This window comes from Corallibacter sp. (genome assembly GCF_048381695.1).
Taxonomy (GTDB): Bacteria; Bacteroidota; Bacteroidia; order Flavobacteriales; family Flavobacteriaceae; genus Corallibacter; species Corallibacter vietnamensis.
Genome location: NZ_JBLXHI010000002.1, coordinates 19269 through 42984 on the forward strand (window position 1 = coordinate 19269; position 23716 = coordinate 42984).

Below are 23716 nucleotides of genomic sequence, written 5' to 3' on the forward strand. Positions count from 1 at the left end.
CTTATGAAGCTTTTTATTTATGTTGTTAAAATAAGTTATCTTTTGCTAATTTCTACAAAATCTCTTGTATTTTCTCCTACATATATTTGTCTTGGACGACCTATAGGCTCTTTACGTAATCTCATTTCTCTCCATTGAGCAATCCAACCTGGTAAACGTCCTAATGCAAACATTACTGTAAACATTTCTACAGGAATTCCCATAGCACGGTAAATTATTCCTGAATAGAAATCTACGTTTGGATATAGTTTACGTTTTACGAAGTAATCATCTTCTAGCGCTTCTCTTTCTAATCCTTTTGCTATATCAAGAATTGGATCTTCAACACCTAAATCACCTAAAACTTCATCAGCTGCTACTTTTATGATTTTTGCTCTAGGGTCGAAATTTTTATAAACACGGTGACCGAATCCCATTAAACGGAATGGATCTTCTTTGTCTTTTGCTTTACCCATGTATTTTTTAGTATCGCCTCCATCTTCTTTGATTGCTTCTAGCATTTCTAAAACAGCTTGGTTTGCTCCACCATGAAGTGGTCCCCAAAGCGCAGAAATACCTGCTGACAATGATGCAAATAAACCTGCATGAGATGAACCTACTATTCTAACTGTAGATGTAGAACAGTTTTGCTCATGATCTGCATGTAATATTAATAGTTTATCTAATGCGTCTACTAATATTGGGTTCATTTTGTAGTCTTCATTAGGTTGTTTAAACATCATTTTTAAGACATTTTCAACATATCCTATAGAACTATCTCCGTAATCTAGAGGAAGTCCTTTTTTCTTACGCATTGTCCAAGCAACTAATACCGGGAATTTTCCTAATATTCTAACAATTGCATTGTACATATCTTCTTCAGAATCTACATTTACTGAAGATGGGTTAAATGCTGTTAGTGCACTTGTTAAAGAAGATAAAACTCCCATTGGGTGAGCTGATTTTGGGAATGCATCTAATATTTTCTTTACATCGTCATCTACAACAGATTGCGCTTTTATATCACTATGGAATTTATCTAGTTGATTTTGTGTTGGTAACTCTCCAAAAATAAGTAAATAAGCAACCTCTAAAAAACTAGCTTTTTCAGCTAATTCTTCAATAGAGTATCCTCTATATCTTAAAATTCCTTTTTCACCATCAAGAAAAGTAATAGCACTTTCACATGAGCCTGTATTTTTGTATCCAGGATCAATTGTTGTTACGCCTCCGGTAACACCACGAAGTGTTTTAATATCGATGGCTACCTCATTTTCTGTTCCAACTATTAACGGAAATTCGTGTTTCTCTCCGTTTATCTCCAAAGTAGCTTTATCTGTCATATTTATTATGTAAAATTTTTAGTTTAATTTTATCTGTATTGAACTTCACAAATTTAAGAAATATATCACGATTTATAAAGCATGTTAACAAAGGTTTTAACAATAATCATATTATTAAAATTGATAAAAAAAAAGCGATTATTAACAATTTAATAACCGCTTCTTTTTGTATGATAGAACTAATTTTTTTATTTGATTTTAAAAGCTTTTTCTTGAGGATAATAAGCTACAGTTCCTAACTCTTCTTGAATACGAAGTAATTGGTTGTATTTTGCCATACGGTCACTACGTGAAGCCGATCCTGTTTTAATTTGACCTGTATTAAGGGCTACAGCTAAATCTGCAATAGTGTTATCTTCAGTCTCTCCTGAACGGTGTGACATTACTGAAGTATAACCAGCATTGTGAGCCATATTAACAGCTGCTATTGTTTCTGTTAAAGTACCTATTTGGTTTACTTTTATTAGTATAGAGTTTGCTATTCCATTTTCTATACCACGTGATAAACGCTCTACATTTGTTACAAATAAATCGTCTCCTACTAGTTGAACTTTATTTCCTATTTTTTCTGTTAGGTATTTCCAACCTTCCCAATCGTTTTCATCCATACCATCTTCTATTGAGATAATAGGATATTTATCTGCTAATTGAGCAAGATAATCAGCTTGTTCTTGGCTAGTTCTTACTTGGCCTTTGTCTCCTTCAAATTTAGTGTAATCGTATTTACCGTCTACATAAAACTCGGCAGATGCACAATCTAAAGCAATCATAATATCATCACCTAATGTATAACCTGCTTTTTCTACTGCTTTTTTTATAGTATCTAGAGCATCTTCAGTTCCTCCTTCTAGGTTTGGTGCAAAACCACCTTCATCACCAACTGCTGTACTTAAACCTCTATCATGAAGTACTTTTTTAAGGTTATGAAAAATTTCAGTTCCCATTTGCATTGCATGCGTAAAGTTTTTTGCTTTTACAGGCATAATCATAAACTCTTGAAACGCAATTGGCGCATCACTATGAGAACCTCCGTTAATGATATTCATCATAGGCACAGGAAGTGTATTGGCTGATACACCACCAACGTATCTATATAAAGGCATTCTTAATTCGTTTGCTGCTGCTTTTGCTGCTGCTAGAGACACGCCTAAAATAGCATTAGCTCCTAACTTTGATTTATTTGGTGTACCGTCCAACTCAATCATAATTTGATCTATTAAGTTTTGTTCAAAAACAGAAACTCCTAATAGTTCTTGAGCTAAAATTGTATTAACATTTTCTACGGCCTTGGCTACACCTTTTCCCATATAAGTATTTCCACCATCTCGCAACTCTACAGCTTCGTGTTCTCCTGTTGATGCTCCTGAAGGAACAGCTGCTCTTCCCATAATACCATTTTCTGTAATCACATCAACTTCTACTGTTGGATTTCCTCTTGAATCTAAAATCTGTCTTGCGTGAATGTTTGTTATAATACTCATTTGTTATTAAAAATTAATTGGTTTTAATTAGTAACAAATTTACAAAATTGTTACTCTAAATAATCTCTACTAATATATTATTATGATTAAATGTTACGATAATGTTTTCGTAATAAAAAAACCTCAAAGAAAATTAAATTTCTTTGAGGTTCTATTACTATTTATTTTTTATGTTATCTATAAACTGGTCAAATAGATAGGATGAATCATGAGGTCCTGGACTAGCTTCTGGATGGTATTGTACCGAGAAACAATTTTTAGATTTCATTTTAATTCCTGCTACTGTTTCATCATTAAGATGTATGTGTGTTATTTCAATATCAGGATGATTTTCTGTCTCTTCTCTATTAATAGCAAATCCATGGTTTTGTGAAGTTATTTCTCCTTTTCCTGTTATCAAGTTTTTTACAGGATGGTTAATACCTCTATGCCCATGATGCATTTTATAAGTAGAAATACCATTTGCTAAAGCTATGACTTGATGTCCTAAACAAATACCAAAAAGTGGTAAATCTCGTTTTATAATTTCTTTAGCTAAATTTTGTGCTTCTACAAGTGGTTCTGGATCTCCAGGACCATTTGATAAAAAGTATCCATCAGGATTCCATGCGCTCATTTCTTCAAATGTTGCATTATAAGGGAATACTTTTATGTAGGCATCACGTTTAGCTAAATTACGTAGAATGTTAGTTTTCACACCTATATCTAAAGCAGCAATCTTGTAAGTCGCATTTTCGTCACCAAAATAATAAGCTTCTTTTGTAGACACTTTAGATGCTAGTTCTAATCCTTTCATTTCAGGAGCAGACTGTAATTGTTCTTTTAAGCTATCTATATCATCTACTTCAGTTGATATTACTGCGTTCATAGCACCATGATCTCTAATATAGCTTACTAAAGCTCTCGTATCAACATCAGATATGGCTAATACGTTATGTTTTTCAAAAAAACTTTCTAGAGATGCATCTGCTGCAGGTCTTGAATAGTTGAAGCTGAAATTTTTACAAATTAACCCTGAAATCTTTACTGAATTAGACTCAACTTCTTCAGTTAAGGTACCATAGTTTCCTATATGGGCATTGGTTGTTACCATTAATTGACCAAAATAAGAAGGATCTGTAAATATTTCTTGATATCCTGTTGTTCCTGTGTTAAAACACACTTCGCCAAAAGCAGTTCCTTTTTTTCCTATAGATTTACCGTGGAAAATTGTACCATCTGCTAGGAGTATTATGGCTTTGTCTCGTTTGTTGTATTTCATTTCTAAAAAAGGGTTTTGCAAAATTGCATAAAAAAAAGGATAAACTAAAATGTTTATCCTTTTTATTACTATAATAAATATGTTTTTATAGTGTTTTTAATTTTCATCTTACTTAAGATTTAAGCGAGTTATAATGAGTATAAATTTTCAAGAAATCACTTAACTCCTTAATATTTAAATCTTTTTCTTTGATGTATGCTTTAATCTCTTTTTCTTTATCAGAGAATAAATTAGATATAACTCTTTTGTTTAGTTTCAGTTTATCTAACTCATTATCCTTATAGATTAGTAAATCTTCACTTAAGTAATATCTGTCATTAGATGTTTTTTCTTGCGTTAAAGGATTGATAGCACCAGGAATTATTTTTGCTTCAAACTCCTTTACTATACTTGTAGATTGATTTTCAGCTAAAACTAAATAGAATTTTCCATTTGAATTTACAGCATCTGAAAGTCTAACCATCTTTTTGTTATTAATAAGAGCGTAATCAACGTCTCTATTATTAAAAACAAATGTTGAATCTTTTGTAAAAGATGACACAAAAACACCTCTTTGGGCATCATAATTACCTTTTGGCACTTTATAAGCGTCTCCTTTTTTAGTATATAATATTACTTTATTGTCACTTCCTTCAAATGCAAAAGGAGTTCCATCTACAATGTTTCTTTTTCCTAATGGTGGCAACCAACTACCTCTTGAATTTAATGCATTCATGGTTTCACCAAATGAATTAGACTGCAGGCTTTGTCCTACAGGCGCTTGCCCATGTTGAGCAAATAGCGCTTGGCTAGAAACTAAAATACATAGGATAGCTAAAATTTTTTTAATCATAATAATTATATTTTCTTTTTTTGTGGAATGCTAAAATTAAAAAAAAAGGTGAACCTTATGGCTCACCTTTTCTTAAAAAAAACTTAATTTTATTCTTCTTCGTTTGAAGCTTTAGTTTCTGCTACTGGAGCAGCTGCTGGTTTAGAACCACCTCTTCTACTTCTACGAGTTGTTTTCTTTTTCGCTTTACCAGCATTATAGATCTCGTTGTAATCAACTAATTCTATCATTGCCATATCAGCGTTATCACCTAGACGATTTCCTAACTTAATAATTCTAGTATATCCGCCTGGACGATCACCTACTTTAGGAGCAACATCTCTAAACAATTCAGCAACAGCTTCTTTTTGTCTTAAACGAGACATAACAATACGTCTGTTATGTGTTGTATCTTCTTTAGACTTTGTTACTAAAGGCTCTACAAATTGCTTTAAGGCTTTTGCTTTTGCTACTGTAGTGTTAATACGCTTGTGCTCTATTAAAGAACAAGCCATATTAGCTAACATTGCTTTTCTGTGAGCTGTTTTTCTACCTAAATGGTTTACTTTTTTTCCGTGTCTCATGACTTTTGTTTTATCATCTTGCTACCAAACTCGTTAATTTCGAGGAGCAAAATATGATTAATTAATCCTTATCTAATTTATATTTTGATAAATCCATACCGAAATTAAGTCCTTTAACGTTTACAAGCTCTTCAAGCTCTGTTAAAGATTTTTTACCGAAATTACGGAACTTCATTAAATCATTTTTGTTGAATGATACTAAATCACCTAATGTATCTACTTCAGCAGCTTTTAAACAGTTAAGCGCACGCACAGAAAGATCCATGTCAACTAATTTAGTTTTTAATAACTGTCTCATATGTAATGATTCTTCATCATATGTTTCAGTTTGTGCGATTTCATCAGCTTCTAAAGTAATTCTCTCATCAGAGAATAACATAAAGTGGTGAATTAATGTTTTGGCAGCTTCTGTTAAAGCATCTTGAGGATTGATAGAACCATCTGTAATGATTTCGAAAACTAATTTTTCGTAATCTGTCTTTTGCTCTACACGGTAATTCTCAATGCTATACTTAACATTTTTAATTGGTGTATAAATTGAATCAGTAAAAATTGTTCCAATTGGTGCTGAAGCTTTTTTGTTTTCTTCTGCAGGAACATAACCTCTACCTTTTTCAATAGTTAACTCCATATTTATGTTTACTTTAGGATCTAAATTACAGATTACTAAATCTGAATTTAATACTTGAAATCCTGAAATGAACTTTTGGAAATCACCAGCTGTTATTTGCTCTTGTCCAGAAATTGAAATAGATACTGATTCGTTATCTACATCATCAATTTGTCTTTTAAAACGTACTTGTTTTAAGTTTAAGATTATTTCTGTAACATCTTCTACAACACCTGCGATTGTTGAAAACTCATGATCTACACCTTCTATTCTTACTGATGTAATTGCAAAACCTTCTAAAGAAGATAGTAATACTCTACGTAAAGCGTTACCAACTGTTAAACCATAACCTGGTTCTAATGGTCTGAATTCGAATTTACCTTCGAAGTCAGTAGAATCGATCATGATTACTTTGTCTGGTTTTTGAAAATTAAATACTGCCATATTGTTTCTTCGTTTTAATTGTTACTTGGTTGCGCGGTTTATAAGTTTGAAGAAGTACGAATAAACCCTTTGGCCAAATACCAATGTTTTAAATTTATTATTTAGAATATAATTCGACGATGAATTGCTCGTTGATATTTTCTGGAATCTGGATTCTTTGTGGAACTGATACGTAAGTACCTTCTTTTGTTTCGTTGTTGAAAGTAATCCACTCGTAAACATTGCTTGAGTTAGATAATGATCTATCAATAGCTTCTAAAGATTTAGATTTTTCTCTAACACCTACAACATCACCAGCTTTTAATTGGTAAGAAGGGATATTTACTACTTCTCCATTTACAGTAATGTGTCTGTGAGATACTAATTGTCTCGCACCACTTCTTGAAGGAGAAACTCCCATTCTGTATACAACATTATCTAAACGAGATTCACATAATTGAAGTAATACTTCACCTGTAATACCTTGTGCAGCTGTTGCTCTTTTAAACATGTTTCTGAATTGCTTTTCTAATATACCGTAAGTATATTTTGCTTTTTGCTTTTCCATTAACTGGATAGCGTATTCAGATTTTTTTCCACGACGCTTGTTTGCTCCGTGTTGTCCTGGAGGATAGTTTCTTTTTTCAAAAGCTTTATCATCTCCATATATAGCTTCACCAAATTTACGAGCTATTTTAGTTTTAGGACCAGTATATCTTGCCATTTTAAAATTGAATTTAAGAGTGATTATGAATTAAGGTCTTAATCTTATCCTTCGATAATCGTTAATCTCTTGTTATACTTGTTGTTATTTTTTTTCAGTTTGCAAATTTACGTATAAAAAAATTAATATCAACTGTAAAAAACAATTGATATTAATTTTAATAGTCTATAAATTAAACTCTTCTACGTTTTGGAGGGCGACATCCATTATGTGGTAATGGAGTAACATCGATAATTTCTGTTACTTCTATACCTGCATTGTGGATAGAACGAATAGCAGATTCTCTACCATTTCCTGGACCTTTAACATATACCTTTACTTTTTTCAATCCAGCTTCTTGAGCAACTGCTGCTGCATCTTCTGCTGCTAATTGAGCTGCATAAGGAGTGTTCTTTTTAGATCCACGGAATCCCATTTTACCAGCTGAAGACCATGAAATAACGTCTCCTTTTTTGTTAGTAAGTGAGATAATGATATTATTGAAAGAAGCTGTTACGTGAGCTTCTCCAATAGACTCAACTATTACTTTTCGTTTTTTTGTACTTGACTTTGCCATATTATTTTAGTTTCTAGTTGTTAGCTTTTAGTTGTTAGAATCCTAAACATTGCTATTTCAAACAGATTCATCTAACGTCTAAACTCTAATGACTAATGTCTTATTATTTAGTTGCCATTTTTTTGTTAGCAACTGTTTTTCTTCTACCTTTTCTTGTTCTAGAGTTGTTTTTAGTACGTTGACCTCTTAAAGGAAGTCCTGCTCTATGACGAATACCTCTGTAACACCCAATATCCATTAATCGCTTAATGTTTAATTGAGTTTCAGAACGTAATTCACCTTCAATAGTAAATGATCCTACAGCTTCACGAATGTTTCCAATTTCGTCATCTGTCCAATCCTGTACTTTTGTACTTTCATCAACTTTAGCAGTAGCTAAAATTTCTTTTGCTCTACTTCTACCTATTCCATAGATATAAGTAAGGGAGATAACTCCTCTTTTGTTCTTTGGTATGTCTACACCTGCAATTCTTGCCATAATTATCCTTGTCTTTGTTTGAATCTAGGATTCTTTTTGTTTATTACGTAAAGTCTACCTTTTCTACGCACTATTTTACAATCTGCGCTACGTTTTTTTACTGATGCTCTTACTTTCATAGTATTAGTATCTATAGGTTATTCGAGCCTTCGTTAAATCGTAAGGACTCATTTCTAATTTTACTTTATCTCCTGGTAATAATTTTATGTAATGCATACGCATTTTACCAGATATGTGTGCTGTCACAATGTGACCATTTTCTAATTCAACACGAAACATTGCATTTGATAATGCTTCTATAATTGTTCCGTCTTGTTCTATTGCTGCTTGTTTTGCCATAGTATAAGTAATTAAGCTACTGCTTTTCTATTTTTACCAGTTTTCATCAAGCCATCATAATGTCTATTTAACAAGTAAGAGTTTACTTGCTGCATAGTGTCTATTGCAACTCCAACCATAATTAATAGTGATGTTCCACCAAAAAATAAAGCCCAACCTGTTTGCACATTCATTAGCTTTACAATAATTGCTGGGAACACAGCTATAAGCGCTAAAAATATAGATCCAGGTAAAGTAATTTGAGACATTACTTTGTCTAAATATTCAGATGTTTCACTTCCTGGTCTAATTCCAGGTATAAAACCACCACTACGTTTTAAGTCATCTGCCATTTTATTTGTTGGTACTGTAATTGCTGTATAAAAGTATGTAAATACGATTATTAAGAATCCAAATACAATATTGTACCAAAGACCAAATATGTCAGCAAAGTTTGTTTGCATCCATTGTCCTGTTGCAGTCTCTTTTAAGAAAGATGATCCGCCTATTAGACCAGGTACAAACATAATTGCTTGAGCAAAAATGATTGGCATTACACCAGAGGCATTTAGTTTTAAAGGTAAGAATTGTCTTGAACCAAAAACATTTTTCTCATAACCTCCTGATGCAGTTCTTCTAGCATATTGAACAGCTATTTTTCTAACTGCCATTACTAACATAATAGATAGTAAGATAATAACTAACCAAATTACTAATTCTATTACTATAAGCATAACGCTGTTAGTCTCTAATCTAGATGATGCATTTAATAAGAAACTTTGAGGTAAATTAGCAATGATTCCTACCATAATTAATAAAGAGATACCGTTTCCTATTCCTTTATCTGTTATCTTTTCTCCTAACCACATTGCAAATATGGTTCCTGTTATTAAGATTATTACAGATGAAACATAGAAGATACCTCCTTGACCTAATAAAAATGCTGATGTTGGTATTCCTAATGCTGGTAAACTAGCTAAATATCCTGGAGCTTGAACTAAACAAATTGCAATGGTTAACCAACGTGTAATTTGTGTTATTTTCTTTTGTCCACTTGCTCCTTCTTTTTGTAGTTTTTGTAGATATGGTATTGCAATACCCATTAACTGAACTACAATAGATGCTGATATATAAGGCATAATACCTAAAGCAAAAACTGATGCATTAGCAAAAGCACCTCCTGTAAAGGCATTAAGAAGTCCTAAAAGGCCTTCTTCTGTGTTGCCTTGAAGGTTTTCTAATTGCGCTGCATCAATACCTGGTAAAACAACTTGAGCGCCAAAACGGTAAACTAATAACAGACCTAGGGTTACTACGATTCTGTTTCTTAGTTCTTCTATTTTCCAAACATTTTTAATTGTTTCTATAAATTTCATGCGCTTGTCGTGAATTATAATGTTACAGCTTCTCCTCCGGCAGCTTCTATAGCAGCTTTTGCTGAAGCAGTAAATTTATGAGCAGATACTTTTAATTTAGATTTTAATTCGCCTCTTCCTAATATTTTAACTAGGTCATTTTTACCAGCTAATCTTAAAGAAACTAATGTTTCAAAATCTATTGTATCTTTAATTTTATTATCATCAACCAACTGTTGTAAAGTATCAAGGTTTACGCCTTGGTACTCTTTACGGTTAATGTTTGTAAAACCAAATTTTGGAACACGTCTTTGAAGTGGCATTTGTCCTCCTTCAAATCCTATTTTCTTAGAGTAACCAGAACGAGATTTTGCACCTTTGTGACCACGAGTTGCAGTACCACCCTTACCAGATCCTTGACCACGTCCTACTCTTTTTCCTTGATTTTTTACTGAACCTTCTGCAGGTTTTAAATTACTTAAATCCATTTCAGTGTTATATTATTTTGTTTCTTCAACAGAAACTAAATGTGAAACTTTAGCAACCATACCTAAAATATTAGGTGTAGCTTCGTGCTCTTTTACTTGTCCAATCTTTTTAAGACCAAGAGCTTCTAGAGTTCTTTTTTGTCTTTGAGTACGATTGATTGCACTTTTTACTTTTGTTACTTTTATCTTTGCCATCTCTTTTCTTTATTATTAACCTTTAAAAACTTTTTCAAGAGAAATACCTCTATCACGAGCTACTGTTCTTGCGTCTCTTAATTGTAATAATGCATCAAAGGTTGCTTTTACAACGTTGTGTGGGTTTGATGATCCTTGAGATTTAGATAATACATCATGTACACCTACTGCTTCTAATACTGTTCTTACAGCACCACCAGCAATTACTCCTGTACCAGGAGCTGCAGGAATGATGTTTACTCTTGCTCCACCAAATTTACCTTTTTGTTCGTGTGGTAATGTTCCTTTTACGATAGGAATTCTTACTAAATTTTTCTTTGCATCTTCAACTGCTTTTGCAATTGCGCTAGCAACATCTTTAGATTTTCCTAAACCGTGACCTACTACACCTGCTTCATCACCAACTACAACGATAGCTGAAAATCCGAAGGCTCTACCACCTTTTGTTACTTTTGTAACTCTTTGTACACCAACTAAACGATCTTTAAGATCTAATCCACTTGGTTTTACTAGTTCTGCACTTTTATATTTTTGATACATAATTTCTTAAAATTTAAGTCCTGCTTCTCTAGCTCCTTCGGCTAATGATTTAACACGTCCATGATATAAATAACCTCCTCTATCAAAAGAGATTGTTTCAATTCCTGCCTTAAGAGCTTTTTCAGCAACAGATTTACCTACTAGTGCAGCTATTTCTGATTTTGTCCCTTTTGCAGAGCTAATATCTTTGTCTCTTGAAGATGATGAACTGATTGTTTTACCAGTAACATCATCAACAATTTGAGCATAAATTTCTTTATTACTTCTAAAAACAGATAGTCTTGGTCTAGATTCAGTTCCTGAAACTATTTTACGAACTCTGTTTTTTATTCTTAATCTTCTTTCGTTCTTTGTTAATGCCATAACTTACTTATTAAGCTGATTTACCTGCTTTTCTTCTAATTTCTTCACCAACAAACTTAACTCCTTTTCCTTTGTAAGGTTCTGGTTTTCTAAAGCCACGTATTTTTGCAGCTACTTGACCTACAAGTTGTTTGTCATGAGATGTTAATTTTACTATTGGGTTCTTACCTTTATCAGATACTGTTTCTACCTTGATTTCAGGAGCTAAATCAATAATAATGTTATGAGAAAAACCTAAAGCCAAATCTAATTTTTGTCCTTGGTTACTTGCTCTATATCCAACACCTACTAGTTCTAATTCTTTAGTCCATCCGTTAGATACACCATGAATCATATTTGCAACTAATGCTCTATAAAGACCGTGTTTAGATTTTTCTTCTTTCTTTTCAGAAGAACGTTCTACTATTACATTTCCTTCTTCAACTTTTACTGATACTGAAGAAAATTCTTGAGTTAATTCACCTAATTTACCTTTTACAGTAATTACATTGTCTTTAACTTCTACTGTAACTCCTTCTGGAATTGCTACTGGGTTATTACCTATTCTTGACATGTTCTTTCTGCTTTAAATTAGTAAACGTAACACAATACTTCACCACCTACATTTTCTCTTTGAGCTTGTTTACCTGTCATTACACCGTGAGATGTAGAAACTATGGCAATACCAAGACCATTAAGGATTCTAGGTAAGTCTTTTGAACTTGCATACTTACGTAAACCTGGTTTACTTATTCTTTGAATTTTCTTAATTACAGATTCTTTTGTTTCCTTGTTGTACTTAAGAGCTATTTTAATAGTTCCTTGTACTGTGTTGTCTTCGAATTTGTAACTTAAAATATATCCTTGGTCGAATAATATTTTAGTGATTTCTTTTTTAAGATTAGATGCAGGTATCTCTACTACTCTGTGATTAGCACGTACTGCGTTTCTAATTCTTGTTAGATAATCCGCTATTGGATCTGTGTACATAGTTATTAATTTGCGGTAACGGTTTTTAACAATGTTTGCTAAACCTGAAACCAGTTTATAAATATTTAATTTTTTACCAGCTGGCTTTTTTAACACCAGGTATTAACCCTTTGTTTGCCATTTCTCTGAACATAACACGTGAAATACCAAAAGTTCTCATGTAACCTTTAGGTCTTCCTGTTAATTTACAACGGTTGTGCATACGTACAGGTGAAGCGTTTTTTGGTAACTTTTGTAATGCTTCGTAATCTCCAGCTTCTTTTAAAGCTTTACGTTTTTCAGCATACTTTGCTACTGTTTTAGCTCTTTTTACCTCACGGGCTTTCATTGATTCTTTAGCCATATCTTAATTCTTTTGGAATGGTAATCCTAATTGTGTTAATAATGATTTTGCTTCTTTATCAGTTTCAGCAGTAGTTACAAATGTAATATCCATACCTGAAATTTTGTTTACCTTATCGATATCAATTTCTGGGAATATAATTTGTTCTGTAATTCCTAAATTGTAATTACCTCTACCATCAAAACCAGTCGCTTTAATTCCATTAAAATCTCTTACACGTGGTAATGCTGAAGTTATTAAACGATCTAAAAATTCATACATTCTTTCTCCACGTAAAGTTACTTTTGCTCCAATTGGCATGCCTTTACGTAATTTAAAAGATGCAACGTCTTTTTTAGATATTGTTGCTATAGCTTTTTGTCCTGTTATCGTTGTTAATTCATCAACAGCGTGATCAATTAATTTTTTGTCTGCTACTGCAGCACCTACACCTCTAGATAATACTATCTTTTGCAATTTAGGTACTTGCATTACATTTTGATAACCAAATTCGTCTGTTAGAGCAGCAATTACTTTGCTTTTGTACTCTTCTTTAAGTCTCGGTGTATATGCCATAACTATATTACTTCATTAGATTTTTTAGAAAATCTCACTTTCTTATCGCCTTCCATTCTGTATCCTACTCTTGTTTCTTCTCCTTTTGAAGTAAGTAATGATAAGTTTGATACGTGAATAGCCGCTTCTTTTTCTACGATTCCACCTTGAGGGTTTTGTGCACTTGGTTTAGTATGTTTCTTAACCATGTTGATTCCCTCAACAATCGCTTTGTTCTTATCTTTTAATACTTGTAAAACTTTACCTTCAGATCCTTTGTGATCTCCAGCTATAACTTTTACTGTATCTCCTGATTTTATTTTAAGCTTTGTCATTTTTTTAGTCATTAAAGCACTTCAGGTGCTAATGATACAATTTTCATGAATTGTTTATCACGAAGTTCTCTTGCAACAGGACCAAAAACACGTGTTCCTCTCATCTCACCTGTTGGGTTTAATAAAACACATGCGTTATCGTCAAATCTAATGTAAGATCCGTCTGGTCTTCTTACTTCTTTTACAGTACGAACTACTACTGCTGTAGAAACAGCTCCTTTTTTAATGTTTCCATTAGGAGTTGCATCTTTTACAGAGACAACTATTTTGTCTCCTACAGAAGCGTATCGTCTTTTAGTACCACCTAGAACACGTATTGTTAATACTTCTTTAGCTCCAGTGTTATCAGCTACTTTTAATCTTGATTCTGTCTGTACCATAATTACTTCGCTCTTTCAATTATTTCAACTAATCTCCAACATTTAGATTTACTTAAAGGTCTTGTTTCCATGATCTTTACAGTATCTCCAATGTTACAATCGTTTGTTTCATCGTGTGCAACGTATTTCTTTGTTTTTAACACGAATTTTCCATACATAGGATGTTTTACTTTCTTAACTTCAGATACCACAATTGATTTCTGCATTTTGTTACTAGTAACAATTCCTATACGTTCTTTTCTTAAATTTCTTGTTTCCATCTTTATGCAGAATTATTGTATTTCTCTTTTAGTTAATTCTGTCGCAATTCTAGCTACAGTTCTTCTTGCAGAACGTATTTGAATTGGATTCTCTAGAGGAGAAATTGCGTGAGCCATTTTCATTTCAGAATAGCTCTTTTTTGTCTCACTAAGTTTTTCTTGTAACTCAGCTACAGATAATTCTTTAATTTCTGATTGTTTCATAATATCAAATAAATTATGCTTCGTAATCTCTAGCAATTATAAACTTTGTTTTTACAGGTAATTTTTGAGCTGCTAAACGTAATGCTTCTTTAGCTACGTCTAAAGGAACACCACCAACTTCAAATAATATTCTTCCTGGCTTTACAACGGCTGCCCAATACTCAACAGCACCTTTTCCTTTACCCATACGTACTTCAAGAGGTTTCTTTGTAATTGGCTTATCTGGGAAAATTTTAATCCAGATAGATCCTTCTCTTTTCATGTAACGTGTAGCGGCAATACGAGCTGCTTCAATTTGACGAGCTGTAATAAAACAAGAGTCTAATGATTTTATTCCAAAAGTTCCGCTTGATAATCTATGCCCTCTTCCGGCATTTCCTTTCATGCGCCCTTTTTGTTGCTTACGAAATTTTGTTCTTTTCGGCTGTAACATGTCTTCTTTTCTTTAAAAAATTACTTTCTACGACGAGGTTTATTGTTTCCTCCACGTCCACCTTTTCCTTGCTTCTTAGATAGACCAACAAGCGGAGAAAGTTCTCTTTTACCATATACTTCACCTTTCATGATCCATACTTTTACACCTAATCTACCATAAGTAGTATGTGCTTCTACTAAAGCATAGTCAATATCGGCTCTAAATGTTGACAAAGGAATACGTCCTTCTTTATAGTGTTCACTACGTGCCATTTCAGCACCATTTAAACGACCACTAATTTGAATTTTTATTCCTTCAGCATTCATTCGCATTGTTGCAGCGATAGCCATTTTTATTGCACGTCTGTAAGAAATTCTATTTTCTATTTGACGAGCAATACTTGCTGCTACTAAATGCGCATCAAGTTCAGGTCTTTTAATTTCAAATATGTTTATTTGAACTTCTTTACCAGTAATTTTCTTAAGCTCTTCTTTTAACTTGTCTACCTCTTGTCCACCTTTTCCGATAATGATACCAGGTCTAGCAGTAGTGATAGTAACGGTTACAAGTTTAAGAGTTCTTTCGATAATTACTCTTGAAACACTAGCTTTAGATAGACGTACGTGAACGTACTTTCTGATCTTATCGTCTTCGGCAAGTTTATCACCATAATCGTTTCCTCCGAACCAGTTAGATTCCCATCCTCTGATAATTCCTAAGCGATTTCCGATTGGATTTGTTTTTTGTCCCATATCTCTATCTTAACTTTGTGTATTATTGTTAGCTCCAACCACTAATGTTACGTGGTTTGAACGTTTTCTTATTCTGTGTGCACGACCTTGCGGTGCTGGACGCAATCTTTTTAACATTGCCCCACCATCAACTCGTATTTCTTTTACAAATAATTCAGCTTCTTCAATACTTGCATCTTCGTTTTTAGCTTGCCAGTTTGCAATTGCAGATAATAACAATTTCTCTAAACGATTTGAAGCTTCTTTTTGACTGAATTTCAAAATATTAAGCGCTTTCTCTACGCGTTCACCTCTTACTAAATCGGCTACTAAACGCATTTTTCTTGGTGATGTAGGACAGTTATTAAGTTTTGCAAAAGCTACTTGTTTTTTTGCTTCCTTAATAGCGTCTGCCATTTGTTTTTTACGACTTCCCATAGCTTACTACTTTTTACCTTTGTTTTTAGCACCCGCATGACCTCTAAAAGATCTTGTTGGTGAAAATTCTCCTAATTTATGTCCTACCATGTTTTCAGTTACATAAACAGGTACAAATTGACGACCGTTATGCACTGCAATTGTTTGACCAACAAAATCTGGAGTAATCATACTTGCTCTTGACCAAGTTTTGATTACTGTTTTCTTGTTAGCTTCAACATTGGCAGCTACTTTTTTCTCTAATTTATAATGAACGTAAGGTCCTTTTTTTAATGATCTTGCCATGATTTATTATTTCTTTCTACGTTCTACAATATACTTATTACTCGCTTTTGTTTTAGAACGGGTTCTATAACCTTTAGCAGGTACACCATTTCTAGAACGTGGGTGACCTCCAGAAGATCTTCCTTCACCACCACCCATTGGATGATCAACAGGGTTCATAACTACTGGTCTAGTACGAGGTCTTCTTCCTAACCATCTTGTTCTACCAGCTTTACCTGACACTAACAATTGATGATCTGAATTTGATACAACTCCTACTGTCGCCATACAAGTCACTAATATTAAACGAGTTTCTCCTGATGGTAATTTTACAGTTGCAAATTTACCGTCTCTCGCCATTAATTGAGCAAAAGCACCTGCACTACGAGCCATAACTGCTCCTTGCCCAGGACGTAACTCAACACAAGATATTATAGTTCCTAAAGGAATTTTGCTTAATGGCATTGCATTACCTATTTCAGTTGTTGCTCCTTCTCCAGAAACAACTGTCTGACCTACCTGCAAACCGTTTTGAGCAATGATATAACGCTTCTCACCATCTTGATAGTTTAAAAGCGCAATAAATGCTGTTCTATTTGGATCGTACTCAATAGACTTAACTTCTGCTGGAATTCCAGTTTTGTTACGCTTGAAATCGATAATACGATATCTCTTCTTATGACCACCACCTTTGTAGCGCATAGTCATTTTTCCTTGACTGTTTCTACCACCAGACCTTTTTTTCGGAGCTAATAAACTTTTCTCCGGCTTATCAGTAGTAATGGCGTCAAATCCATTTACTACTCTAAATCGCTGTCCTGGTGTGATTGGTTTTAATTTTCTTACTGACATTTGTCTTTAATTACATGTTAGTGTATAAATCAATCATTTCACCTTCCGCCAGTTGTACAATTGCTTTTTTAACTGCATTTGTTTTACCATGCTGAATACCTGTTTTTGTATAACGGGTTCTTCTATCTGGACGGACATTTATAGTACGAACTTTTTCAACAGAAACACCATAAGCAGCTTCAACTGCTTTTTTTATTTCTACCTTGTTCGCCTTTGTATTCACTTGAAATGTATAGCTATTCAACAACTCACTTTGAGTTGTAGCTTTTTCTGTGATTATAGGTTTAATTAAGATACTCATGGTCTTCTTATTTACTTAAATTCGTTTCAATTTCTTCTAAAGAGCTCTCTAAAAGCACAACACTATTTGCGTTTAATATTTTGTAAGTGTTTAATTGTGAATTACTTACAACTTCAGAGCTTTTTAAATTGCGTGACGACAAATATACATTATTATTTGACGCACCCAACACAAAGAGAGATTTTTTATTTTCTAAATCTAAAGCCTTTAAAATAGCTGTGAAATTTTTTGTCTTTGGAGTATCAAAATTAAAATCTTCTAATACAACAATTGAGTTTTCATTAGCTTTGATTGTTAAGGCAGATTTTCTAGCTAATCGCTTTACGTTTTTGTTAAGCTTGAAGCTGTAGTTTCTTGGTCTTGGTCCGAACATACGTCCACCACCTTTGAATACTCCAGACTTAATGCTTCCTGCTCTAGCTGTTCCTGTTCCTTTTTGTTTTTTAATCTTACGTGTACTACCAGCTATCTCTGCTCTTTCTTTAGATTTGTGAGTACCTTGTCTTTGGTTTGCTAAATATTGTTTAACATCCAAGTACACTGCATGATTATTAGGCTCAATAGCAAATACATCTTTAGAAAGGTCTACCTTTCTACCTGTATCTTTTCCGTTTATATCTAAAACTGCTACTTTCATTACTTTCTAATAATTACATAAGCGTTTTTGTGTCCAGGAACACATCCCTTAACAACTAGTAAGTTCTTTTCTGGAACTACTTTTAAAACTCTTAAATTTTCAACTTTCACTTTTTCACCACCCATTCTTCCTGCCATGCGCATTCCTTTGAATACACGTGCTGGATAAGACGCAGCTCCAATTGATCCTGGTGCTCTTAAACGGTTATGCTGACCGTGAGTAGCTTGACCTACACCACCAAATCCATGACGTTTAACAACTCCTTGGAATCCTTTTCCTTTTGATGTTCCTGAAACATCAACAAACTCACCTTCTACAAAGTGCTCTACAGTGATTGCATCACCTAATTTGTACTCCGCATCAAAACCTTTAAATTCAACGATTTTGCGTTTTACAGAAGTTCCTGCTTTTTTAGCGTGACCTAAGTCTGCTTTAGTAGCACTTTTTTCTGTCGCGTCATCGAAACCTAATTGAACAGCATTATAGCCATCAACTTCTTCAGTTCTGACTTGGGTAACGATACATGGACCTGCTTCGATTACTGTACATGGAATGTTTTTTCCATTTTCATCGAAAATGCTGGTCATACCGATTTTTTTTCCAATTAACCCAGACATATTTATTTATTTAATTATTAATTTATTTATTAAAACTCAAGGCTGAAAAATACGTTTCAGCCTTGAATTGTATTTTATCCGTTTTTCCACAACCTTCGTTGAGGACATGTTTACATCTAATTAAAACTAGATGCTTTATAAGTGCCTTACACTTTGATCTCTACTTCTACACCACTTGGCAACTCTAATTTCATAAGAGCGTCAATTGTTTTAGAAGATGAAGAATAGATATCTAATAATCTCTTATAAGAGCTTAATTGAAACTGTTCTCTTGACTTCTTATTTACGTGTGGTGAACGTAATACAGTGAAAATCTTTTTGTGTGTTGGTAAAGGAATTGGACCTGTTACAACAGCACCAGTACTTTTTACTGTTTTTACAATCTTATCAGCAGACTTATCAACTAAATTATGATCGTAAGACTTTAATTTTATTCTGATTTTTTGACTCATTTCTTTTAGGTATTAAGCTTCTACGCCTTTTGCTGCTTTAATTACTTCTTCAGATATGTTTGAAGGAGTTTCAGCATAGTGTGAAAATTCCATTGTTGATGTCGCACGTCCAGATGATAATGTTCTTAATGTTGTTACATATCCAAACATTTCTGATAAAGGAACTATTGCTTTTACTGTTTTTGCTCCAGCTCTATCTCCCATGTCACTTACTTGTCCTCTACGACGGTTAAGGTCTCCTACGATATCACCCATGTTTTCTTCTGGTGTGATAACTTCTAACTTCATCATTGGCTCCATAATAACAGCTTTTGCAGCTTTTGCAGCAGCTTTGAAACCTAATTTTGCAGCTAATTCGAAAGATAGTTGATCAGAATCTACATCGTGATATGAACCATCTGTTAATGTAACTTTCATAGCATCAACTTCGTATCCTGCTAAAGGACCGTTTTGCATTGCCATTTTAAATCCTTTCTCAATTGAAGGGATAAATTCTTTAGGAACGTTACCACCTTTAATTTCAGAAATAAACTCTAATCCTTCTTTTCCTTCTTCTGCAGGTTCAAGAGTAAATACAATATCTGCGAATTTTCCACGTCCACCAGATTGTTTTTTGTAAACTTCTCTGTGTTCTGCACGTCTCATGATAGCTTCTTTGTACTCTACTTGAGGTTGACCTTGACTTACTTCAACCTTAAATTCTCTTTTAAGACGATCAACAATGATATCTAAGTGAAGCTCACCCATTCCTGATATAATTGTTTGACCTGAAGCTTCATCAGTTCTAACTGTAAACGTTGGATCTTCTTCAGCTAGTTTACCTAAAGCCATACCTAGTTTATCAACATCAGCTTTAGTTTTAGGCTCAACTGCGATACCAATTACCGGATCAGGGAAATCCATAGATTCTAATACAATTGGATTTTTCTCATCAGACATAGTATCACCAGTCTTGATATCTTTAAATCCTACTGCTGCACCTATATCTCCAGCTTCGATAAAATCGATAGCGTTTTGTTTGTTAGAGTGCATTTGATAGATTCTAGAAATACGTTCTTTTTTTCCTGAACGGTTATTTAAAATGTAAGAACCAGCATCTAAACGTCCTGAATAAGCGCGGAAGAATGCTAAACGCCCTACGAAAGGATCTGTTGCAATTTTAAATGCTAAAGCAGAAAATGGTGCTTTTGCATCTGGCTTACGAGACTCTTCTGCTCCTGTAACAGGATTTGTTCCTACAATATTATCTCTATCTAAAGGTGATGGTAAGTAACGACATACCGCATCTAATAAGAATTGAACACCTTTATTTTTGAAAGAAGAACCACATATCATTGGTATGATAGCCATATCCATTACAGCAGCTCTAAGTGCAGCGTGCACTTCTTCTTCTGTAATAGAATCTTCATCTTCCATGAATTTTTCTAATAAGTTTTCATCGTAAGTTGCTACTTCCTCGATTAATAACGCTCTGTATTTACGAGCTTCTTCTTTTAAATCATCAGGAATTTCAACTACGTCAAATGTAGAACCATAGTTATCATCATGCCATACAATAGCTCTGTTTTTAACTAAATCTACAATACCTTTAAAATCAGCTTCATCACCGATATTTAATACGATTGGCACTGCATTAGACTTTAACATGTCTTTTACTTGCTGACAAACAGCAAGGAAATTAGACCCTTGACGGTCCATTTTGTTAACGAAACCAATACGAGGTACTTTATAGTTATCTGCAAGTCTCCAGTTAGTTTCTGATTGCGGCTCAACACCATCAACAGCACTAAATAAGAATACTAAACCATCTAATACACGTAATGATCTATTTACTTCTACAGTAAAATCAACGTGACCTGGAGTATCAATAATATTAAAGTGATATCCTTTTGTATCAGGAGTAGGTTGCGCATTCTCTAAAGGAAACTGCCATGTACAAGTAGTTGCAGCAGAAGTAATTGTAATACCTCTTTCTGCTTCTTGCTCCATCCAGTCCATTGTAGAAGCTCCATCATGAACTTCACCAATTTTATGCGAAACACCTGTATAAAAAAGAATACGCTCTGTTGTTGTCGTTTTCCCTGCATCAATATGTGCAGCAATACCTATATTTCTTGTGTATTTTAAATCTCTTGCCATGTCTTATTAAAATCTAAAGTGAGAGAATGCTTTATTTGCCTCTGCCATTTTATGTGTATCTACACGCTTTTTAACTGCTGCTCCTTCTTCTTTAGCTGCTGCTAAAATTTCTGAAGCTAGTCTTTGAGCCATAGATTTTTCATTTCTTTTTCTTGAAAAGCTAATCAACCATTTCATAGCTGTTGAAACTTTTCTGTCTGGACGAATTTGCATTGGAATCTGGAATGTTGCACCACCTACACGACGACTACGTACTTCTACGTGAGGCATCACATTAGATAAAGCATCTTTCCACAACTCTAAAGCTGTTTTTTCTTCGTCAGTTTTCTTTTGTTCTACAATATCAATTGCATCATAAAACACTTTGAAAGCCACAGACTTTTTACCATCCCACATCATCATGTTTACAAAACGAGTCACTAACTGATCGTTAAAACGTGGATCTGGCAAAAGCGGTCTTTTTTTCGCTTGTCTTTTTCTCATGTCTTCTTCTTAAAGTTTTTTAAAATTACTTTTTAGGGCGTTTTGCACCATACTTAGATCTACGTTGTGTTCTACCTGCAACACCTGCTGTGTCTAAAGCACCACGAACGATGTGATATCTAACTCCTGGTAAATCTTTTACCCTTCCACCTCTAACCAATACTATCGAGTGCTCTTGTAAATTGTGACCTTCTCCTGGGATGTACGCGTTCACTTCCTTACCGTTTGTCAACCTTACCCTTGCAACTTTACGCATTGCCGAGTTTGGTTTTTTAGGTGTTGTAGTGTAAACACGAGTACACACTCCACGTCTTTGTGGACACGAATCTAAAGCAGCCGATTTACTCTTCTTGGTTATTTTGGCTCTTCCTTTTCGTACTAATTGTGAAATTGTTGGCATAAATTTTCTATATTATTTTACTAATACCTCTTCTAGAGGGCTGCAAAGGTAGAAATAAATTTGAATTTTTCAAATGTAAACACATTAATTTTCAACTGTTTTTAAAAATATTATATCCTCACATATAATAAATGTACTTTTTGCGTTAGTTTTACAAATTAAACAGTTACGACATTGTGAATAAATCACTGCTTCTATTCTTCATTATCAATTTATACTTTTCCTTTTCTACTAAAGCTCAAGATTTACAGCTACAAGTTATAGGCAATAATGAAATAGAAACAAAAATTATTGATTCAGTTTCTTACAACAAATACCATAAAGATTTTTCATCTATAAAAGCAGAAGTAGATTCATTAAAAAATAAGTTTTTAAAAATAGGCTACCTTAATTCTTTTGTTCAAAACATAAATAAAGAAAATGACTTGTTTTAACGCTACGCTTTATTTAAAAAAAATACAATAATCTACATATTAAGTATAATGAAAACATCATACCTAAATCCATCTTAAAGTCTATTACAAAAAATATTAATGATGGTTATTTTGTAATTCCCATAGAAGCTACAGAAGAAACGTTATCTCATATTAACTTAAAACTCTCTGAAAACGGACAACCTTTTAACAGAATTAAATTATCAAACATAATCATTAATGAGGACAATATTGAAGCCTCATTATTTGTATCTCAAAAACAAAAAACAAGAACCATTGATGAAATTATAGTAAAAGGTTATGAAAGATTTCCAAATCATATTTGAAGTATTTTTTAAAATTAAAACAGATGACGTTTTTAATTTATCTGCAATAAAAAGAAAAACACTTCAGTTTGAGAATCTAAAATTTGCTAACCAGTTAAAAGATCCTGAAGTTCTTTTTACAGAAGACTCAACAACCTTGTATCTATATATTGATAAAATTAAAAGCAACTCTTTCGATGGTTTTTAGGTTTTGGCACAAACGAAGAAACTAGCAAATTAGAATTTAACGGATATCTAAATTTAAGCTTGCTCAACAATCTAAATTATGGTGAGCGTTTAAACATCATTTACAAGAGCGATGAGAACGACCAAAAAACTTTTAACGCGAACATAAATATACCTTACCTATTTGGGTCTCCAATTGGCACCGAAGCAGAATTAAATATCTTCAAAAAGATTCAACATTTTCAACAGTAAATCAAAACATTTATATCAACTACCAATTAAACACAAAAAACAAACTTTCTCTTGGCGTTAACACAACACAATCTGAAAACTTACTAAGCGAGCAAAACAGCATAGCTTCTATTAAAGATTATTCAAAAACTCTTTATAGCTTAAGATATGAATACGTTAAAATAAAAAATAATAATCGCTTATTTCCTGTAAAATCATTATTTGATATTGAAGTTGGTACTGGAAAACGTGAATTTGAAACAATTTCTGAAAATCAAACACAAGTAAGTTTCAACA

Annotated in this window: 38 protein-coding genes; 2 read left to right on the forward strand and 36 right to left on the reverse strand. The window is 33.3% G+C overall.

The window, feature by feature from the left end; translation table 11 throughout:
• Positions 1-35 precede the first annotated feature (35 nt).
• From ACN5J3_RS03810 to rpsL, 36 genes are all read right to left on the reverse strand, one after another.
• Positions 36-1322: a citrate synthase gene (locus ACN5J3_RS03810; protein WP_418510840.1), complete on the reverse strand. Its 1287-nt coding sequence runs from the start codon at positions 1320-1322 to the stop codon at positions 36-38.
• A gap of 188 nt (positions 1323-1510) precedes the next feature.
• Complete coding sequence (eno, locus tag ACN5J3_RS03815) at positions 1511-2803, reverse strand: phosphopyruvate hydratase (protein WP_418510841.1); 1293 nt, start codon at positions 2801-2803, stop codon at positions 1511-1513.
• 157 nt (positions 2804-2960) lie between these two features.
• Positions 2961-4064, reverse strand: a complete 1104-nt coding sequence (gene carA, locus ACN5J3_RS03820) for a glutamine-hydrolyzing carbamoyl-phosphate synthase small subunit (protein ID WP_418510842.1) — start codon at positions 4062-4064, stop codon at positions 2961-2963.
• Positions 4065-4176: 112 nt separating this feature from the next.
• Complete coding sequence (locus tag ACN5J3_RS03825) at positions 4177-4896, reverse strand: hypothetical protein (protein ID WP_418510843.1); 720 nt, start codon at positions 4894-4896, stop codon at positions 4177-4179.
• 89 nt (positions 4897-4985) lie between these two features.
• On the reverse strand, positions 4986-5459 hold the full coding sequence (gene rplQ, locus ACN5J3_RS03830) for a 50S ribosomal protein L17 (protein ID WP_418508372.1): 474 nt from the start codon (positions 5457-5459) through the stop codon (positions 4986-4988).
• 61 nt (positions 5460-5520) lie between these two features.
• The gene (locus tag ACN5J3_RS03835; RefSeq protein ID WP_417290204.1) at positions 5521-6513 is read right to left on the reverse strand and encodes a DNA-directed RNA polymerase subunit alpha; all 993 of its coding nucleotides are present in this window, start codon (positions 6511-6513) and stop codon (positions 5521-5523) included.
• A gap of 97 nt (positions 6514-6610) precedes the next feature.
• Positions 6611-7216, reverse strand: a complete 606-nt coding sequence (rpsD, locus tag ACN5J3_RS03840; protein WP_417290205.1) for a 30S ribosomal protein S4 — start codon at positions 7214-7216, stop codon at positions 6611-6613.
• A 172-nt stretch (positions 7217-7388) separates the two neighbouring features.
• Complete coding sequence (gene rpsK / locus ACN5J3_RS03845) at positions 7389-7772, reverse strand: 30S ribosomal protein S11 (protein ID WP_344725791.1); 384 nt, start codon at positions 7770-7772, stop codon at positions 7389-7391.
• Positions 7773-7875: 103 nt separating this feature from the next.
• A complete protein-coding gene (rpsM, locus tag ACN5J3_RS03850; RefSeq protein ID WP_344725793.1) occupies positions 7876-8250 on the reverse strand; it encodes a 30S ribosomal protein S13 in 375 nt (124 codons plus the stop codon).
• 2 nt (positions 8251-8252) lie between these two features.
• Positions 8253-8369 carry a type B 50S ribosomal protein L36 gene (gene ykgO, locus ACN5J3_RS03855; RefSeq protein ID WP_013305171.1) on the reverse strand — a complete coding sequence of 39 codons (117 nt, stop codon included), beginning with the start codon at positions 8367-8369 and terminating at the stop codon, positions 8253-8255.
• 4 nt (positions 8370-8373) lie between these two features.
• Complete coding sequence (gene infA, locus ACN5J3_RS03860) at positions 8374-8589, reverse strand: translation initiation factor IF-1 (protein ID WP_007094967.1); 216 nt, start codon at positions 8587-8589, stop codon at positions 8374-8376.
• Positions 8590-8600: 11 nt separating this feature from the next.
• Positions 8601-9944 (reverse strand): preprotein translocase subunit SecY, encoded by a 1344-nt coding sequence (secY, locus tag ACN5J3_RS03865; RefSeq protein WP_418508373.1) that lies wholly within the window; start codon positions 9942-9944, stop codon positions 8601-8603.
• A gap of 14 nt (positions 9945-9958) precedes the next feature.
• Positions 9959-10411 carry a 50S ribosomal protein L15 gene (gene rplO, locus ACN5J3_RS03870; protein ID WP_418508374.1) on the reverse strand — a complete coding sequence of 151 codons (453 nt, stop codon included), beginning with the start codon at positions 10409-10411 and terminating at the stop codon, positions 9959-9961.
• A 12-nt stretch (positions 10412-10423) separates the two neighbouring features.
• Complete coding sequence (gene rpmD, locus ACN5J3_RS03875) at positions 10424-10606, reverse strand: 50S ribosomal protein L30 (protein WP_054729595.1); 183 nt, start codon at positions 10604-10606, stop codon at positions 10424-10426.
• Positions 10607-10621: 15 nt separating this feature from the next.
• Positions 10622-11146, reverse strand: coding sequence for a 30S ribosomal protein S5 (gene rpsE, locus ACN5J3_RS03880; RefSeq protein ID WP_344725804.1), 525 nt, complete (start codon positions 11144-11146; stop codon positions 10622-10624).
• 6 nt (positions 11147-11152) lie between these two features.
• The gene (rplR, locus tag ACN5J3_RS03885; RefSeq protein WP_418510844.1) at positions 11153-11509 is read right to left on the reverse strand and encodes a 50S ribosomal protein L18; all 357 of its coding nucleotides are present in this window, start codon (positions 11507-11509) and stop codon (positions 11153-11155) included.
• Positions 11510-11519: 10 nt separating this feature from the next.
• Positions 11520-12062: a 50S ribosomal protein L6 gene (rplF, locus tag ACN5J3_RS03890; protein WP_417290207.1), complete on the reverse strand. Its 543-nt coding sequence runs from the start codon at positions 12060-12062 to the stop codon at positions 11520-11522.
• A 17-nt stretch (positions 12063-12079) separates the two neighbouring features.
• The gene (gene rpsH / locus ACN5J3_RS03895) at positions 12080-12478 is read right to left on the reverse strand and encodes a 30S ribosomal protein S8 (protein ID WP_344725810.1); all 399 of its coding nucleotides are present in this window, start codon (positions 12476-12478) and stop codon (positions 12080-12082) included.
• A gap of 73 nt (positions 12479-12551) precedes the next feature.
• Complete coding sequence (gene rpsN, locus ACN5J3_RS03900; protein ID WP_027880200.1) at positions 12552-12821, reverse strand: 30S ribosomal protein S14; 270 nt, start codon at positions 12819-12821, stop codon at positions 12552-12554.
• A gap of 3 nt (positions 12822-12824) precedes the next feature.
• Complete coding sequence (rplE, locus tag ACN5J3_RS03905; protein WP_344725815.1) at positions 12825-13376, reverse strand: 50S ribosomal protein L5; 552 nt, start codon at positions 13374-13376, stop codon at positions 12825-12827.
• 2 nt (positions 13377-13378) lie between these two features.
• On the reverse strand, positions 13379-13690 hold the full coding sequence (rplX, locus tag ACN5J3_RS03910; protein ID WP_344725816.1) for a 50S ribosomal protein L24: 312 nt from the start codon (positions 13688-13690) through the stop codon (positions 13379-13381).
• An 11-nt stretch (positions 13691-13701) separates the two neighbouring features.
• Positions 13702-14070: a 50S ribosomal protein L14 gene (rplN, locus tag ACN5J3_RS03915; protein WP_344725817.1), complete on the reverse strand. Its 369-nt coding sequence runs from the start codon at positions 14068-14070 to the stop codon at positions 13702-13704.
• A 2-nt stretch (positions 14071-14072) separates the two neighbouring features.
• Positions 14073-14330 carry a 30S ribosomal protein S17 gene (rpsQ, locus tag ACN5J3_RS03920; protein ID WP_119030689.1) on the reverse strand — a complete coding sequence of 86 codons (258 nt, stop codon included), beginning with the start codon at positions 14328-14330 and terminating at the stop codon, positions 14073-14075.
• 12 nt (positions 14331-14342) lie between these two features.
• Positions 14343-14534 (reverse strand): 50S ribosomal protein L29, encoded by a 192-nt coding sequence (gene rpmC / locus ACN5J3_RS03925; protein ID WP_417290208.1) that lies wholly within the window; start codon positions 14532-14534, stop codon positions 14343-14345.
• Positions 14535-14547: 13 nt separating this feature from the next.
• Positions 14548-14967: a 50S ribosomal protein L16 gene (gene rplP / locus ACN5J3_RS03930; protein WP_344725825.1), complete on the reverse strand. Its 420-nt coding sequence runs from the start codon at positions 14965-14967 to the stop codon at positions 14548-14550.
• 20 nt (positions 14968-14987) lie between these two features.
• The gene (rpsC, locus tag ACN5J3_RS03935; RefSeq protein ID WP_344725827.1) at positions 14988-15701 is read right to left on the reverse strand and encodes a 30S ribosomal protein S3; all 714 of its coding nucleotides are present in this window, start codon (positions 15699-15701) and stop codon (positions 14988-14990) included.
• Positions 15702-15710: 9 nt separating this feature from the next.
• Positions 15711-16118: a 50S ribosomal protein L22 gene (gene rplV / locus ACN5J3_RS03940; RefSeq protein ID WP_344725829.1), complete on the reverse strand. Its 408-nt coding sequence runs from the start codon at positions 16116-16118 to the stop codon at positions 15711-15713.
• A gap of 6 nt (positions 16119-16124) precedes the next feature.
• The gene (gene rpsS, locus ACN5J3_RS03945) at positions 16125-16403 is read right to left on the reverse strand and encodes a 30S ribosomal protein S19 (RefSeq protein WP_027880209.1); all 279 of its coding nucleotides are present in this window, start codon (positions 16401-16403) and stop codon (positions 16125-16127) included.
• Between the two features lie 6 nt (positions 16404-16409).
• Positions 16410-17234: a 50S ribosomal protein L2 gene (gene rplB / locus ACN5J3_RS03950; protein ID WP_344725832.1), complete on the reverse strand. Its 825-nt coding sequence runs from the start codon at positions 17232-17234 to the stop codon at positions 16410-16412.
• Between the two features lie 10 nt (positions 17235-17244).
• On the reverse strand, positions 17245-17535 hold the full coding sequence (rplW, locus tag ACN5J3_RS03955; protein ID WP_417290209.1) for a 50S ribosomal protein L23: 291 nt from the start codon (positions 17533-17535) through the stop codon (positions 17245-17247).
• 7 nt (positions 17536-17542) lie between these two features.
• A complete protein-coding gene (gene rplD / locus ACN5J3_RS03960; RefSeq protein WP_418510845.1) occupies positions 17543-18172 on the reverse strand; it encodes a 50S ribosomal protein L4 in 630 nt (209 codons plus the stop codon).
• Positions 18172-18789, reverse strand: a complete 618-nt coding sequence (gene rplC / locus ACN5J3_RS03965; protein ID WP_344725838.1) for a 50S ribosomal protein L3 — start codon at positions 18787-18789, stop codon at positions 18172-18174. The genes rplD and rplC overlap by 1 nt, the downstream gene beginning before the upstream one ends.
• A 146-nt stretch (positions 18790-18935) precedes the next feature.
• A complete protein-coding gene (gene rpsJ / locus ACN5J3_RS03970) occupies positions 18936-19241 on the reverse strand; it encodes a 30S ribosomal protein S10 (RefSeq protein WP_007650482.1) in 306 nt (101 codons plus the stop codon).
• Positions 19242-19253: 12 nt separating this feature from the next.
• Entirely contained in the window at positions 19254-21380 is a 2127-nt protein-coding gene (fusA, locus tag ACN5J3_RS03975; protein WP_417290211.1) for an elongation factor G, read from the reverse strand.
• 6 nt (positions 21381-21386) lie between these two features.
• Positions 21387-21863, reverse strand: a complete 477-nt coding sequence (rpsG, locus tag ACN5J3_RS03980; RefSeq protein WP_417290212.1) for a 30S ribosomal protein S7 — start codon at positions 21861-21863, stop codon at positions 21387-21389.
• Positions 21864-21888: 25 nt separating this feature from the next.
• The gene (rpsL, locus tag ACN5J3_RS03985) at positions 21889-22263 is read right to left on the reverse strand and encodes a 30S ribosomal protein S12 (RefSeq protein WP_006795815.1); all 375 of its coding nucleotides are present in this window, start codon (positions 22261-22263) and stop codon (positions 21889-21891) included.
• 176 nt (positions 22264-22439) lie between these two features.
• Between rpsL and ACN5J3_RS03990 the strand changes: the two genes are divergently transcribed.
• Together ACN5J3_RS03990 and ACN5J3_RS03995 are read left to right on the forward strand one after the other, a co-directional pair.
• Positions 22440-22697, forward strand: coding sequence for a hypothetical protein (locus ACN5J3_RS03990; RefSeq protein ID WP_418510846.1), 258 nt, complete (start codon positions 22440-22442; stop codon positions 22695-22697).
• 300 nt (positions 22698-22997) lie between these two features.
• A complete protein-coding gene (locus tag ACN5J3_RS03995; RefSeq protein ID WP_418510847.1) occupies positions 22998-23210 on the forward strand; it encodes a hypothetical protein in 213 nt (70 codons plus the stop codon).
• The last annotated feature ends 506 nt before the right edge of the window (positions 23211-23716 follow it).

Coding starts and splice junctions, on each gene's coding strand:
- rpsS (WP_027880209.1), bottom strand. CDS start 16,403: ATGGCAAGATCATTAAAAAAAGGACCTTACGTTCATTATAAATTAGAG.
- rpsQ (WP_119030689.1), bottom strand. CDS start 14,330: ATGGAAACAAGAAATTTAAGAAAAGAACGTATAGGAATTGTTACTAGT.
- rpsC (WP_344725827.1), bottom strand. CDS start 15,701: ATGGGACAAAAAACAAATCCAATCGGAAATCGCTTAGGAATTATCAGA.
- rpmC (WP_417290208.1), bottom strand. CDS start 14,534: ATGAAACAATCAGAAATTAAAGAATTATCTGTAGCTGAGTTACAAGAA.
- rplD (WP_418510845.1), bottom strand. CDS start 18,172: ATGAAAGTAGCAGTTTTAGATATAAACGGAAAAGATACAGGTAGAAAG.
- rplB (WP_344725832.1), bottom strand. CDS start 17,234: ATGTCAGTAAGAAAATTAAAACCAATCACACCAGGACAGCGATTTAGA.
- ACN5J3_RS03825 (WP_418510843.1), bottom strand. CDS start 4,896: ATGATTAAAAAAATTTTAGCTATCCTATGTATTTTAGTTTCTAGCCAA.
- rpsJ (WP_007650482.1), bottom strand. CDS start 19,241: ATGAGTCAAAAAATCAGAATAAAATTAAAGTCTTACGATCATAATTTA.
- rplQ (WP_418508372.1), bottom strand. CDS start 5,459: ATGAGACACGGAAAAAAAGTAAACCATTTAGGTAGAAAAACAGCTCAC.
- rpsD (WP_417290205.1), bottom strand. CDS start 7,216: ATGGCAAGATATACTGGTCCTAAAACTAAAATAGCTCGTAAATTTGGT.
- infA (WP_007094967.1), bottom strand. CDS start 8,589: ATGGCAAAACAAGCAGCAATAGAACAAGACGGAACAATTATAGAAGCA.
- rpsL (WP_006795815.1), bottom strand. CDS start 22,263: ATGCCAACAATTTCACAATTAGTACGAAAAGGAAGAGCCAAAATAACC.
- rplP (WP_344725825.1), bottom strand. CDS start 14,967: ATGTTACAGCCGAAAAGAACAAAATTTCGTAAGCAACAAAAAGGGCGC.
- rpsH (WP_344725810.1), bottom strand. CDS start 12,478: ATGTACACAGATCCAATAGCGGATTATCTAACAAGAATTAGAAACGCA.
- secY (WP_418508373.1), bottom strand. CDS start 9,944: ATGAAATTTATAGAAACAATTAAAAATGTTTGGAAAATAGAAGAACTA.
- rplF (WP_417290207.1), bottom strand. CDS start 12,062: ATGTCAAGAATAGGTAATAACCCAGTAGCAATTCCAGAAGGAGTTACA.
- eno (WP_418510841.1), bottom strand. CDS start 2,803: ATGAGTATTATAACAAACATTCACGCAAGACAGATTTTAGATTCAAGA.
- rplR (WP_418510844.1), bottom strand. CDS start 11,509: ATGGCATTAACAAAGAACGAAAGAAGATTAAGAATAAAAAACAGAGTT.
- rpmD (WP_054729595.1), bottom strand. CDS start 10,606: ATGGCAAAGATAAAAGTAACAAAAGTAAAAAGTGCAATCAATCGTACT.
- rpsN (WP_027880200.1), bottom strand. CDS start 12,821: ATGGCTAAAGAATCAATGAAAGCCCGTGAGGTAAAAAGAGCTAAAACA.
- rplV (WP_344725829.1), bottom strand. CDS start 16,118: ATGGGAAGTCGTAAAAAACAAATGGCAGACGCTATTAAGGAAGCAAAA.
- carA (WP_418510842.1), bottom strand. CDS start 4,064: ATGAAATACAACAAACGAGACAAAGCCATAATACTCCTAGCAGATGGT.
- ACN5J3_RS03810 (WP_418510840.1), bottom strand. CDS start 1,322: ATGACAGATAAAGCTACTTTGGAGATAAACGGAGAGAAACACGAATTT.
- rpsE (WP_344725804.1), bottom strand. CDS start 11,146: ATGTATCAAAAATATAAAAGTGCAGAACTAGTAAAACCAAGTGGATTA.
- rplO (WP_418508374.1), bottom strand. CDS start 10,411: ATGGATTTAAGTAATTTAAAACCTGCAGAAGGTTCAGTAAAAAATCAA.
- rpsM (WP_344725793.1), bottom strand. CDS start 8,250: ATGGCAAGAATTGCAGGTGTAGACATACCAAAGAACAAAAGAGGAGTT.
- rplW (WP_417290209.1), bottom strand. CDS start 17,535: ATGAGTATCTTAATTAAACCTATAATCACAGAAAAAGCTACAACTCAA.
- fusA (WP_417290211.1), bottom strand. CDS start 21,380: ATGGCAAGAGATTTAAAATACACAAGAAATATAGGTATTGCTGCACAT.
- rplE (WP_344725815.1), bottom strand. CDS start 13,376: ATGGCATATACACCGAGACTTAAAGAAGAGTACAAAAGCAAAGTAATT.
- rplN (WP_344725817.1), bottom strand. CDS start 14,070: ATGGTACAGACAGAATCAAGATTAAAAGTAGCTGATAACACTGGAGCT.
- ACN5J3_RS03835 (WP_417290204.1), bottom strand. CDS start 6,513: ATGGCAGTATTTAATTTTCAAAAACCAGACAAAGTAATCATGATCGAT.
- rpsG (WP_417290212.1), bottom strand. CDS start 21,863: ATGAGAAAAAGACAAGCGAAAAAAAGACCGCTTTTGCCAGATCCACGT.
- rplX (WP_344725816.1), bottom strand. CDS start 13,690: ATGACAAAGCTTAAAATAAAATCAGGAGATACAGTAAAAGTTATAGCT.
- ykgO (WP_013305171.1), bottom strand. CDS start 8,369: ATGAAAGTAAGAGCATCAGTAAAAAAACGTAGCGCAGATTGTAAAATA.
- rplC (WP_344725838.1), bottom strand. CDS start 18,789: ATGTCTGGGTTAATTGGAAAAAAAATCGGTATGACCAGCATTTTCGAT.
- rpsK (WP_344725791.1), bottom strand. CDS start 7,772: ATGGCAAAGTCAAGTACAAAAAAACGAAAAGTAATAGTTGAGTCTATT.
- ACN5J3_RS03995 (WP_418510847.1), top strand. CDS start 22,998: ATGAAAGATTTCCAAATCATATTTGAAGTATTTTTTAAAATTAAAACA.